This is a genomic window from Peribacillus sp. BM1, assembly GCF_056679975.1.
This window is the reverse complement of record NZ_CM155259.1, coordinates 258,519-271,194: the sequence shown is the minus strand read 5'-3', so window position 1 is coordinate 271,194 and position 12,676 is coordinate 258,519. Positions and strand designations below refer to the sequence as shown.

Genomic DNA, 12,676 nt, shown 5'->3' with positions numbered 1-12,676 from the left:
GTATGGCATCTTTTTTGTCTGTACTTCGGGGAAAGGAGCTTAGAAAATGAACATTGACCACATTGAATCTTTCATGTACGTTGTCCATTTCAGTAGTATTCATAAAGCAGCAGAGGCGTTGTTTTTGTCACAGCCAACGGTTACCGCACGGATTAAAACATTGGAACGGGAATTAGACATCGAATTATTTGAACGACAAGGGCGAGGGATTGTGTTGACGGAAAAAGGGAAAGAATTCGTTCCGTTTGCCGAGCAGATTATCCATACACTGCAACAAGGGAAGAAGAAATTGAAAAAAGAAACGGATCAGGATGAGGTCGTTATTGGCGCTAATCTTATTACGTCCCAATATTTTATTCCATTTGCACTGCCACTCTGGAAAAAGGCTCATCCCGATATTCGCTTTAAATTCATTTCAGCGTCTAATGATGCCTTGATGGATCAGCTGCTCCGGAAACAAATTGATGTGGCGTTTATGAAAGAAATCGCACACAATGCGCTACAGCAAGAACCCCTTCTTGATAATTCCGTAAGACTCGTTGTAAAACCGGGCCATCCGCTTCAATCGGCTTCGAAATTGTCCGTACAGCAATTAGCAGGTGAACCAATGGTATTTTTTGAATGTGGTGCGTTTAACTGGAACCTTGTTCATAAAATGTTTGAAGTAGCGAATATTGAACCGCGCATCGAATTTCAGGTCGGTCATCTTGAAGTAGCAAAATCACTGATTCAATCTGGCAGCGGGATTGGTTTTTTACCTTACTTATGTATTAAAAGGGAGTTGGAGTCCGGTCAACTTGTAGAAATTAATGTTGATCACTTGCTGATGCTAAAACAACATATTCACGGAACATACTATGGGGCGGACATTCCTTTTTTATGGGAAGATATTCTTTTATCTATCAAAAAATTCAAAGAGAACGAATCTAAACGAGTACTTCAACCAGATTGATAGATTTTTTGAATGAATCGAATAAATCTTTCTATCACTGGAAGTATTGCCTTTTGGCTGTTTGGGGTGGTAGGATATAGTTTAGAATCTGAATTAATTATTCATACCGGAAAAATATGAATTAAAAATAGGAGGAAAGTGCATATGGGGTATCAGCTTGGTTTGCTAGATCAAAGTCCAATCCAAAGAGGAGTATCACCGTTTGAAGCACTCCAGCAAACCGTACAGCTCGCTCAAAAAGCGGAAGAATGGGGCTACTCGCGTTTTTGGGTATCGGAGCATCATCACACGGAACAGTTGGCAGGTTCCTCACCGGAAGTATTAATCTCCTATCTTCTTGCTCGAACAAATGCGATCCGTATTGGGTCAGGAGGAGTTATGCTTCAGCATTACAGCTCGTATAAAGTAGCTGAAAACTTTCATGTCCTTTCTACACTAGCTCCAGGACGGGTAGATCTCGGAATCGGAAAAGGACCAGGCGGCCTGCCGTTATCGTCAAAAGCACTTCAGTTTGGAACCGTGAATGATGGCAAAGATTTTGAAGAACGGCTCTCTTTTTTGAATCAATTGCTTGAAAATTCGGTCGACGAAAACCATTCACTTGCTGGCATTCAAGCTTTACCGGTTCCGCCGGAAAAAACGGAAAATTATTTGCTTGGTGCAAGTGTAGAGAGCGCTAAATTAGCCGCTAAATATGGCTGGAATTTTGTGTTTGCTCGCTTCATTAACAGCGACATTTCCGTTCTTGAAGAAGCAGCCAATGCGTTTCATGCCAGAAACAAACGAGGGCGTCTTCTAGTATCGGTTGCCGTTATAGCTGCCCCTTCCAAGCCGGAAGCCGAACAGCTTGCTTTGGATCACAAACTATTTAAAGTTCATCTCAAAAGCGGCCGCACGGTAACCGTTCAGTCAGCGGAACAAGCAGAGACGTTTGGTAGTCAAGCAGGTGAACCATATGAAGTGTCTGAACAAGAGGCTAATATCATTGCCGGAACAGCGGTATTTATTAAAGAAGAGTTAGCACATCTTCATAACACATATCAAGTGGATGAGTTTATTTTGCATTCACCGGTTCAAACAAAAGAAGAACGATTCCGGACGTTTCAATTATTAAGTCCGACATATTCTGAAGAGAAAAAGAATGAAGAAGAGTATATTTTGTAACAAAGCTGTTTGATAGCCCGAAAGCTCATTTAAGAAATCAAGAATTTAAAGTTAGAGGAGGAATTTATTATGTCAAAATCATTAACTGTAGTTGTATGGTCAAAAGAAGGATGTCACTATTGCGCAGAGGTCAAACAATTTTTAGAAGAAAAACAGGTGGATTATCAAACCATTGATGTGACAAATCACGATGAACGACGCGATATTTTAGAAGCTAAATATGGTATTCGTCATGTGCCTGTAGTTGAAATTGGTCAGAACGGTATGTATGAAGGGGTTACAGAAATTGGAATCACTCATCTTGAAAAGGTGCTTGCTCCATATTTACAAACTAACTAATTTTTTTATGAATAAAGCATACTAATTTCATATGAATAATTATGATTAGTGAGAGGGGAAATGAAAATGTCTGAACAAAGAAAATTGAAATTGGGAACGATCATACATGGCGTTGGTGGCAATATTTCAGGATGGAGACATCCAGAAGTTCAAGGAGATGCGAGTGTAAATTTCGAATTTTATAAGTATCAAGCACAAAAGTCAGAAGAAGCGAAATTTGATTTTGTTTTTATAGCAGATGGATTGCATATTAATGAGCAATCAATTCCCCATTTCTTAAATCGTTTTGAACCCATTTCTATTCTATCGGCTCTTGCTTCTGTTACTTCACGAATTGGTCTTGCCGGAACCCTGTCTACATCATATAGCGAACCGTTCAATGTTGCACGTCAGTTTTCTTCACTTGATCATATTAGTAAGGGACGTGCGGGATGGAATGTCGTAACATCTCCTCTTGAGAAAACGGCATTAAACTTCAGTAAATCGATTGAAGAACATCCAGATCACGCAAAACGGTACAAAATCGCTTCTGAATATATTGAAGTCACGAAAGGCTTGTGGGATTCATGGGAAGATGATGCATTTGTCAGAGATAAAGAAACCGGTGTATTTTTTGATCCGGAAAAGCTCCATCAACTGGATCATAAAGGAGAATTCTTCTCTGTGGAAGGCCCGCTTAATATTGCTCGTTCACAACAAGGGCGCCCAATCATTTTTCAAGCAGGTTCTTCAGAAGATGGTAAAAATCTTGCAGCAAAAGAAGCGGATGCTATATTTACACACCATCCTTCATTAGAAGAGGCTAAAGAATTTTATCAAGATGTTAAAAGCAGGGCTGCTGCTTTCGGACGGAATCCAGATGAGATTCTCATTTTGCCAGGGATCGGACCGATCGTCGGTAAAACGGAGGAAGAAGCGGAACAAAAATACCAAGAAATTGCGAACTTGATGACAATCGATAAGGCACTCGCCTATTTGGGAAGGTATTTTGAACATCACGATTTCTCTCAATATCCATTAGATGAACCGTTCCCGGAATTGGGTGCTTTAGGACAAAATAGCTTTAAAAGTGGTACAGATCGAATTAAACGAGAGGCGAAAGAGCAGAATCTGACACTTCGTCAAGTTGCACTAAGTGAAGCGACGCCGCGTACTCCGTTTATTGGAACACCGTCCAAGGTAGCGGATCTTATTCAAGAGTGGTTTGAAGCCTGCGGGGCGGATGGATTTATTATCTCTTCTAGCATTCCAAGCAATCTGACAGATTTTACTGATCATGTTGTGCCTATTCTGCAAAAACGGGGACTGTTCCGGACGGAATATGAGGCCGAAACATTACGAGGTAATCTCGGTTTGCCATTCCCGATCAATAGGTATGTACAAGAATCAATAAAAAAATGATGGGGGTGGATTTAAGTGAAGAAATGGCCTAATTGGACAAAAACATTAACGGTTGCCACAGCTTTTTTGCTTCTTTTAGCGGGATGTTCCAATGGAGCAAGCACGAGTAACAGTGAAGATACAAGCGGGAAAGCTGGAACTAAAGAATCAATAGGTGGTGAGCTAACATATGCGTTGGCTACATCACCGGATACATTGGATCCGCATCGAAGCGGACTCGCAGTGTCTGTCCGCGCATTTAGAACGATTTTTGATAGTCTCGTTGTGCAAACAGCTGACAATACGATTCAGCCTTGGCTTGCGACAGAATGGACGGTTTCAGAAGATGGAAAAAGTTATACCTTCAAATTACGTGAAGATGTAACCTTCCACGATGGGACACCATTTAATGCGGAGGCAGTGAAGTATAACTATGACCGAATAATAAATCCGGAAACGAAAGCAGCAAACGCCTTGGCACTTATTCGTCCGTATAAATCGTCAGAAGTCATTGATGAATACACAATCAAAATTAACCTTGAAACACCTTCTGCTGCTTTTCTGAGCAATTTGAGCCAGGCATTGCTTGGAATCGTATCACCAACAGCAGCAAAGAAGGCTGGAGATCAGTTCGGCAAAAGTCCAGTAGGTACGGGACCATATAAGTTTGTCAGCTGGATAGAAAATGCAGATATTCAAGTCGAAAAAAATAATGACTACAAATGGGCACCCTCCATTGTTGAAAACGATGGAGCGCCATATCTAGATAAAATTACATTTAAAATCATTCCAGAAGAAGCAACGCGAATCGGCAGTGTGCAAAGCGGCCAGGTCCTTGCAGCGGAAACAGTCCCACCACAAAATATTGTTTCTTTAAAAGATGATCCCAAAACTCAATTGCTTCAAGTAAATACACTCGGTTTACCGTATACACTCTTTTTTAATCAAAGAAATAAACCATGGAATGATGTAAACGTTCGAAAAGCAGTCCAGCTTGCGATCGATGTTGATGCGATTGTTAAAACATTGTATATGGGCACTTACGAACGAGCGTGGTCGCCTCTTTCACCGGGCATGTTAGGATACGATAAATCACTTGAAAATAGTGTAAAGCCGGACCTAGATGAAGCAAATAAACTGCTAGATGAACTCGGCTATAAAAAAGGCTCGGATGGCATTCGCGAAAAAGATGGAAAAAAGCTTACTTTGAATTATGTCGATGGTTCTCCTAACCGTGAAAAAAGGAATGATATAGCCGTTATCATTCAGCAACAGTTAAAAGAGATCGGAATCGCAGTGGACATTAATATTACGAAAGATACAGCTACGGTTATCTATCAGAATGCAGATTACGATTTGTATGGAAACAGTCAAGTAAATAGTGATCCAAATTCGCTACGTGATATATACCATACAGAGGATCCAGAAGCGACGCTGAAAATGTTGGGCGGAGGCTCTGATCCAGAATTAGATAAATTGCTAGAGCAAGGCACAATTGAACATGATCCGGCAAAACGTGAAGAAATTTATAAAAAAGCGCAACAAATCATCATTGAGAAAGCAGTAATCATCCCAATTTACGTATTTCCATATACGGTAGCAGCATCTAAAAAGGTAAATGGCATAACATTCGATTCATTAGGCTATCCGCTATTCAATGATGTACGTATTGGACAATAAGAGAATGGAAAGGAGCTGGTATGTATGACATTAATCAGCAAAGCGCTGGTGAGAATTGCAAATTCATTCGTATCAGTTTTAGGCTCCTTAATCCTTGTATTTTGTATCATCTATTTGCTTCCGGGGGATCCTGTACTTTCAATGATAGATCCCTCTGTTGCAACACCTGAAATGATCGAAAATTTGCGTAGGGAATTAGGGCTAGATCAACCGTTTTATGTGCAATTTGTTGAATACTTCACTGCCATTTTACATGGAGACTTTGGTCAATCCTTAATCAATAGTGATCCAGTCTTACCTAAAATTTTAATGCATTTTCCGGCTACACTTATTTTGACACTGACAAGTACCATTTTTTCGATAGTGATTGGGGTAACATTAGGTGTTCTATCCGCCATTTATCGTAATAAATGGATTGATATTTTGGCTCGTTTAGTTGGGTTGTTTGGTATTTCTATGCCAACATTTTGGTCTGGAATTTTACTTATACTGATTTTTTCTGTGAATTTGAACTGGCTTCCCGCGATGGGATCTGATGGCTGGAAAACCCTTATCTTGCCTTCTCTTGCACTTGGTTTTGTTGGTGCGGGTTTAATAATCCGGATGGTACGAACCAGTATGCTAGAAGTGGTGAATGAGCAGTTTATCGTTACTCTTCGTGCCAAAGGGCTGTCGGAACGGGTGGTCATGTATCGTCATGCACTCCGAAATGCGCTCATTCCAGCCATTACGATTATTGGCATGAATATTGGCGAGATGATGGCTGGCACAGTCGTAATTGAAACGGTCTTTTCGAGACAGGGAATTGGGCGAATTATTGCGGATGCGATTATGGCAAAAGATTTACCTGTTATTCAAGGGGTGATATTTTTCAGTGCGATTGTCTACGTCATTATTAATCTTTTAGTTGATTTATCGTACTCAGTCATCGATCCAAGGGTACGAAGATCTCATTAAATCCTTGAAAGTGCGTGTTTATCCCGCAGTAACGGGCAGTAAAACCCTACTGATGGAAGTTTTACTTTATAAAGGAGTGGCATTGGATGAAAGAGGCAGTTAATTCCAAAACGATATGGAACGCCCCGAAATGGAATTTAATCAAGCTTAAAATAAACTTGTCGACTTCGAATTTATTCGTTTATGTAGCAGGAATGATTGTGCTGATTATCGTGGCGTGCGCGCTATTTCCGCAGTGGATCGCACCATATTCGCCTACGCATATGCATACAGAATTTATTTTAAGTCCTCCTAGTGCATTACACTTACTAGGGACGGATTATTTTGGCAGAGATGTGCTTAGTCTTGTTGTGTATGGAAGCCGAGATTCATTAATTATTGGCGTTGTGTCCGTTTTGATTGGAGGGGGGATTGGCGGAGGACTGGGCGCGTTAGCCGGTTATGTTGGAGGCGTGGTGGATATGATCTTCATGCGCTTTACTGACATATTGATGACGATTCCGGGTATTCTGCTCGCCTTAGCCATTGCGGCTGCTCTTGGCCCGAGTTTAATGAACGTTGTCTTAGCGGTTGCTGTCTCTTCCATTCCGGGATATACGCGGGTAATGCGGGGACAAATGATGAGTATAAAAAAACGGCAATTTGTGGCGGCATCCCGTTCCATCGGTACTCCCAATTGGCGCATTCTAATCTGGCATATCCTGCCGAATTCTTGGTCCCCATTACTTGTCATGGCAACGATTGGCCTAGGTACTTCCATATTGGTTGGTTCAGGTTTAAGCTTTCTTGGATTAGGTGTGATTAAGGAAATTCCGGACTGGGGAGCATTGCTCGCTCAAGGAAGAGGCTATTTAACAACAGGATGGTGGATTTCGACATTTCCTGGTCTCGCTATTACACTTTTTGTCCTTTCCGTAAATATAATTGGTGACAAACTTCGGGATATGTATGACCCGAAAACGAAGTAGATTGATGAAGTGAATCTACCATCAGTAAGGGGCTCTTCATCCCTCGCTGATGGTTCGTTACACTGGGATAAAAGGAGGGATGCAGATGTCACAATTGCTAGACATACAGCAGCTGAAAGTCGACTTTACAACAAAAGACGGCTATTTAACAGCTATACGGGATGTTTCTTTTCAAATTAAAGCTGGGGAAACGGTCTGCATTGTCGGAGAATCTGGAAGTGGCAAAACGGTCGCATCCAAATCAATTATGCGATTGATTGATTACGAAAATGGGAAAATAGCAGATGGGAATATTAAACTGAATGATGTTGACTTGACGCAACTTTCTCAAAGAGAGCTACGTGCCATACGTGGTAAAAAGATGGCGATGATTTTTCAAGAACCGATGGCGGCTTTCGATCCCGTGTTTACGATAGGTAACCAAATTATTGAAACGATCCTAGCGCACAAACAATCGAGTAAGGAAAAAGCCAGAGAACGTGCCATTTATTTACTACAGCGTGTCGGCATATCGGACGCAGAATTACGGTTAAAGCAATATCCGAATGAGTTATCTGGAGGCATGCTACAACGTGCAATGATTGCGATGGCACTTGCTTTGGGACCTGATTTACTTATTGCGGATGAGCCAACAACCGCACTAGATGTTACGATTCAATCCCAAATATTGCAATTACTTCAAGAATTAAAAACAGAGTTTGGTATGTCGATCTTATTAATTACCCATGATATGGGAATTGCGGCTGAGGTGGCAGACCGAATTATCGTGATGTATGCAGGTGGCATTGTTGAACAGGCAACGACATTACAACTATTTGAATTGCCACATCATCCATATACACATGGACTGCTTCAGTCTGTTACAACAATCGACAGTGATCGGAGTAAAAAGCTTTTTTCAATTGAAGGCTCGATTCCAGGTTTATCGGATTTGCCATCCGGATGCCGGTTCCATCCTCGCTGCCCGTATGCGACAGAGCGCTGCTTAAATGAAGCACCTCCCTTATTGGATGTAAATAATCGGAAGTCGGCTTGCTGGTATTCAGAGGAATTAGTAAAGACTGATAGCTGGAAGAAGCCTACTTTGCAGACTACATCTGACCTACAGAGTCCTCGGAAAAAAGAGCAGCCTCGTAAAAAGTTGTTTACGATTCAAGAACTTAGTAAATTTTATCCGCTAGGTAATCGTACATTCTCCGGAACTTCATCCTTCGTTAGAGCGGTGGACAACGTGTCTTTTACAATTGAAAAAGGGGAAACATTTGGCCTTGTAGGTGAATCTGGAAGTGGGAAATCGACATTAGGACGTGTTCTTTTACAATTAGAGAAAGCGTCTGGTGGGAAAGTCTTATTTCAGGATCAAGATCTTTCGAAGTTAAGTAATAAAGAATTGCGAGAGACGCGAAAGCATATGCAAATGATTTATCAGGATCCATATGGTTCTGTCAATCCACGCTGGAAAGTTGGCGACATTATTGGTGAACCACTGCAAGTCCATCAATCGCTAACTAAAAAGGAAAAACGGATTAGAGTGCAAGAGCTCCTAGAGGCTGTTGGATTAAATAACAACAGCTCGGAGCGCTATCCACATGAGTTTTCAGGCGGTCAGCGGCAGCGGGTTGCGATTGCAAGAGCAATTGCGCTCAATCCTCAATTTATTTTAGCGGATGAAGCTGTTTCTGCACTAGATGTATCTGTTCAGGCACAAATTGTAAACTTGATGCAGAAGTTACAAAATGACCTTGATTTAACTTATTTATTTATTGCGCATGGCTTAAATATTGTCCGTCATATTTCAGATCGTATTGGGGTGATGTATTTAGGTCAGTTGGTTGAAATTGCTCCGAGCGAAGAGTTATTTAAACATCCTGCTCATCATTATACGAAGGGGCTTATCGGTTCAATCCCGATTGCTGATCCAACGCATCAAAGAGAGCTAATTTCGATACAGGGGGAAATTCCATCCCCTGCAAACCCTCCATCAGGCTGCCGTTTTCATACGCGTTGTCCAGCAGCAACGGCTCGTTGTCGGGAAGAACAGCCCTTACTCCGTGAAATAGATAGTGGGCATTGGGCTGCCTGTCATCACCCTGCTTAATCGAAATACAGAGACGTTTGGAAAATAGAAGAGTTATTCTACTTAAAGAGTTACTAGAAATAGATTATGATGGAATAGTTAGTAAATTATTTAGGGAAATGAGGTCATGTAATGAGTTTAACTGTTAATCCTGTTGAGAATCTCACAACTGAGGTTGAAGAACACCGTAAAGCAGAACATTCTGTTAGTCCCTTATTCTTAAATCGTTGGTCACCAAGATCATATTCTGAACGTAAAGTTTCAGATGAGGATTTGACAAGTATTCTTGAGGCAGCACGTTGGGCACCATCCGCCTTTAACGATCAGCCTTGGCGTTTTTTTGTAGCGAAAACGGAATCACAATTGAAAGTCTTTCATGAATTTTTATCACCATTCAATCGCATCTGGGCAGAAAAGGCTCCGGTACTTATATTGATTGCATCAATGAAAAATAGAGACAACGGCGATCCAAATGGATCTCATGCATTCGATACAGGTGCAGCTTGGGGAAATTTAGCAATCCAAGCAACGATGCTTGGATTGAGCACACATGCAATGACAGGGTTTGATAAAGAAAAAGCTCGGCAATTGTTAAATGTTCCAGAAGAATTAGATATTCAAGCCGTCATTTCAGTAGGCTATCGTGGCGAAAAAGAAGCGCTTGATGAGAAATTACAAGAACGTGAAAACCCTAGTAGTAGAAAACCATTACAAGAGGTTATTTTTGAAGGAACTAAAAATGCATAACCGGAAGATGATTTCAAAATAAAGGCTATCATTGTCGGATAAAATAAGCTACTTGATGTATAGATTTATTAAAGTTATGTACACGTAAGAGGTGGAGGAGAGTGTCTCGAAAGGGTCAGAACCCAATGAGTCACCCTCCTCATTTTCATTCATATCGAATGTCATTGGATACTTTTTCAAAATGGTTTGGTTTAATATGTGGATGAAATTATTGTTCCAAATCTAGAAGAATTACCACATGGAAAAGAGTTATCTCGCATGAACGGATAAAGGAAGTGAAATGAAATGACTATTTCATTTATAAATGTGTTATTTCGGATTATCACCTAAACAGAAATTTTTATTATGATAAATATTTAGAATCTATGGTTAGTGTGTTCATTTTAAAGGATAGTTTGTCGGTAGCCGTGCTAGACATTCCAATCGTGTTCTGGCTCCTTCCCTTGTGCTGGGAAGAACAAGTACAAGTGAAAGGAGAGTCGTAATGTCCCCGTGTTTGCCCTCTGCCAATTAATAGTGCTGCAAAACCCACCTCGGCAATGGTCTGAAGTGGATTTTTAGCAGTTCAATATTTTTCAATTATCTGGTTTTGGATCGACATGATCAACATCACGTTTCGAAAGAAAATAGGTCAGGACGCCTGATAAGAGAGCCCCTCCTGCGGTAATCAGTATACGCGTTTGAAGCTGTATCGCTGAATAATCTTTTCCAAGTTTCCAAGTCGCTAAGATCGTAACACCAATCATAACCAGTATAACGATGTTGAATCGTTTCATAATGCCACCACCTTTATTAAATCATTTCCAATATTGTATCACATCCCTCCTTGTTCGCATTCACCTTCGATGTCGGTTATTTTGCCAGTGGCACTGACGGGGGAACTGAATAACGGCCCCCTCAACGCTACGGGCATTTGATTGAGTCAGCTTAATGTCAGATATCCCATTGATTTTATAACTATCCCATTTTTAGCTATAATAACTTTCCCCGTAATTATTGTGTGTATGGTTCTTGTAAAAAGGTTTAATCGTGAAAAAGGGCAATTTCGATTTGAATTGTTTTTTTCTTATAGAAGATAGGGTTATGTATGTGTTTAATAATATAAAAAAGTAGATTGGATCTTCAATAATCGGGCGCATTTCCTGTATAAGGATTAGCGTCCTTTTTTGAATGAAACTACCGTTTAATGGAATTGGACTCTCGAACAAAATTAGAAATTTATATTAATGTTAATAATGGAGTTTGAGGGATTGTCCTTAAATTAAAGTGGCAGGATAGTGTGGGATTAGATAAATTGACAGTACAGACTAGTAAGTATGAAATCGTTCTAATAAGGTAAATTAGTAGAAAGTTTTTTCCTTAGGCAACTTACTTGTATATCGCTTACTTGTATATAACTATACAAAAAGATTGCTCTAGACCCACCCGTATTTTAGTTGTTATCATAGTCAAATGCTTAATGGGGGGGCAATTAGAATGGAAGAACAAAAGTATAATGATCTTAAATTAGGCGAACGTGGAGCAGTCATTAGTATTATTGCTTACATATGTCTTTCAATCATAAAATTAGTTATTGGATATATGAGTGACTCTGCTGCTTTGAAAGCAGATGGTTTAAACAATACAACCGATATCATTGCATCTATTGCTGTACTCATCGGACTCAGACTTTCACAAAGACCGCCTGATAAAGATCACGGGTATGGACATTGGAAAAGTGAAACCATTGCATCAATGGTCGCTTCTTTTATTATGGTAGCAGTGGGTCTACAAGTATTGATTGATGCTATCACCTCTATGTTTCAAGGAGTACAGGAGTCACCTGATATTATGGCAGCTTATGTAGGTGTTTTTTCTGCGCTAGCCATGTATTTTGTATATCGTTACAACAAAAAATTAGCTATTAAAATTAATAGCAAAGCCGTTATGGCATCGGCAAAAGATAACATTTCAGATGCTTGGGTGAGTATAGGAACAGCAGTAGGTATATTCGGTTCTCAATTAAATATGCCTTGGCTTGATACGATAACTGCCATTATTGTAGGACTAATAATATGTAAAACAGCTTGGGATATCTTTAAACAAGCTTCTCATGAACTTTCAGATGGATTTGATGAAAATAAAATTCAACTTTATCAGGATGTAATCACAAAAGTGGATGGAGTTAAAGGAATAAAAGAAATTAAAGGGAGAAATTACGGGAATAATGAAGTAATAGATGTTGTGATCCTTGTTAATTCTACGTTAGATATTAAAGAGGCTCATGATATAGCTACCCACGTTGAAAAAGTCATGATAAAAGATTATGGAGTATACGATGTGCATGTCCATGTAGAGCCAAATTAGCTAACAATTTAATGTTAGCTTATTTTACTTCTAATTATAGTCTTTTCCTTGTTCAACTATCGAGCG

The 12,676-nt window shown here is 40.1% G+C and carries 11 protein-coding genes; 10 read left to right on the top strand and 1 reads right to left on the bottom strand.

What is annotated here, in order from left to right; all coding sequences use genetic code 11:
* Positions 1-46: 46 nt before the first annotated feature.
* The 9 genes from AC1MGI_RS01295 to AC1MGI_RS01255 all read left to right on the top strand — a co-directional run bounded on the left by AC1MGI_RS01295 (position 47) and on the right by AC1MGI_RS01255 (position 10,264).
* Positions 47-952, top strand: coding sequence for a LysR family transcriptional regulator (locus AC1MGI_RS01295; protein ID WP_480347961.1), 906 nt, complete (start codon positions 47-49; stop codon positions 950-952).
* Positions 953-1,096: 144 nt separating this feature from the next.
* Entirely contained in the window at positions 1,097-2,116 is a 1,020-nt protein-coding gene (locus AC1MGI_RS01290; protein ID WP_480347959.1) for an LLM class flavin-dependent oxidoreductase, read from the top strand.
* A 69-nt stretch (positions 2,117-2,185) separates the two neighbouring features.
* Positions 2,186-2,455, top strand: a complete 270-nt coding sequence (locus AC1MGI_RS01285; RefSeq protein WP_480347957.1) for a glutaredoxin family protein — start codon at positions 2,186-2,188, stop codon at positions 2,453-2,455.
* Between the two features lie 66 nt (positions 2,456-2,521).
* On the top strand, positions 2,522-3,856 hold the full coding sequence (locus AC1MGI_RS01280) for an LLM class flavin-dependent oxidoreductase (RefSeq protein ID WP_480347955.1): 1,335 nt from the start codon (positions 2,522-2,524) through the stop codon (positions 3,854-3,856).
* Between the two features lie 15 nt (positions 3,857-3,871).
* Entirely contained in the window at positions 3,872-5,515 is a 1,644-nt protein-coding gene (locus tag AC1MGI_RS01275) for an ABC transporter substrate-binding protein (RefSeq protein WP_480347953.1), read from the top strand.
* A gap of 24 nt (positions 5,516-5,539) precedes the next feature.
* A complete protein-coding gene (locus tag AC1MGI_RS01270; protein ID WP_480347951.1) occupies positions 5,540-6,472 on the top strand; it encodes an ABC transporter permease in 933 nt (310 codons plus the stop codon).
* An 86-nt stretch (positions 6,473-6,558) separates the two neighbouring features.
* A complete protein-coding gene (locus tag AC1MGI_RS01265) occupies positions 6,559-7,440 on the top strand; it encodes an ABC transporter permease (RefSeq protein WP_480347950.1) in 882 nt (293 codons plus the stop codon).
* Between the two features lie 85 nt (positions 7,441-7,525).
* The gene (locus tag AC1MGI_RS01260) at positions 7,526-9,538 is read left to right on the top strand and encodes a dipeptide ABC transporter ATP-binding protein (RefSeq protein WP_480347948.1); all 2,013 of its coding nucleotides are present in this window, start codon (positions 7,526-7,528) and stop codon (positions 9,536-9,538) included.
* A gap of 111 nt (positions 9,539-9,649) precedes the next feature.
* Entirely contained in the window at positions 9,650-10,264 is a 615-nt protein-coding gene (locus AC1MGI_RS01255; RefSeq protein ID WP_062175818.1) for a nitroreductase family protein, read from the top strand.
* Positions 10,265-10,839: 575 nt separating this feature from the next.
* On the opposite strand, the gene AC1MGI_RS01250 is transcribed toward AC1MGI_RS01255, so the two are convergent.
* Complete coding sequence (locus AC1MGI_RS01250) at positions 10,840-11,040, bottom strand: hypothetical protein (protein WP_480347946.1); 201 nt, start codon at positions 11,038-11,040, stop codon at positions 10,840-10,842.
* Between the two features lie 700 nt (positions 11,041-11,740).
* On the opposite strand from AC1MGI_RS01250, the gene AC1MGI_RS01245 reads away from it, so the two are divergent.
* Positions 11,741-12,610, top strand: coding sequence for a cation diffusion facilitator family transporter (locus tag AC1MGI_RS01245; RefSeq protein ID WP_480347944.1), 870 nt, complete (start codon positions 11,741-11,743; stop codon positions 12,608-12,610).
* The last annotated feature ends 66 nt before the right edge of the window (positions 12,611-12,676 follow it).

Excerpts from the sequence above, each read along its gene's own strand:
- AC1MGI_RS01270 (WP_480347951.1), top strand. The coding sequence starts at position 5,540 with ATGACATTAATCAGCAAAGCGCTGGTGAGAATTGCAAATTCATTCGTA.
- AC1MGI_RS01290 (WP_480347959.1), top strand. The coding sequence starts at position 1,097 with ATGGGGTATCAGCTTGGTTTGCTAGATCAAAGTCCAATCCAAAGAGGA.
- AC1MGI_RS01245 (WP_480347944.1), top strand. The coding sequence starts at position 11,741 with ATGGAAGAACAAAAGTATAATGATCTTAAATTAGGCGAACGTGGAGCA.
- AC1MGI_RS01250 (WP_480347946.1), bottom strand. The coding sequence starts at position 11,040 with ATGAAACGATTCAACATCGTTATACTGGTTATGATTGGTGTTACGATC.
- AC1MGI_RS01280 (WP_480347955.1), top strand. The coding sequence starts at position 2,522 with ATGTCTGAACAAAGAAAATTGAAATTGGGAACGATCATACATGGCGTT.
- AC1MGI_RS01255 (WP_062175818.1), top strand. The coding sequence starts at position 9,650 with ATGAGTTTAACTGTTAATCCTGTTGAGAATCTCACAACTGAGGTTGAA.
- AC1MGI_RS01260 (WP_480347948.1), top strand. The coding sequence starts at position 7,526 with ATGTCACAATTGCTAGACATACAGCAGCTGAAAGTCGACTTTACAACA.
- AC1MGI_RS01265 (WP_480347950.1), top strand. The coding sequence starts at position 6,559 with ATGAAAGAGGCAGTTAATTCCAAAACGATATGGAACGCCCCGAAATGG.
- AC1MGI_RS01295 (WP_480347961.1), top strand. The coding sequence starts at position 47 with ATGAACATTGACCACATTGAATCTTTCATGTACGTTGTCCATTTCAGT.
- AC1MGI_RS01285 (WP_480347957.1), top strand. The coding sequence starts at position 2,186 with ATGTCAAAATCATTAACTGTAGTTGTATGGTCAAAAGAAGGATGTCAC.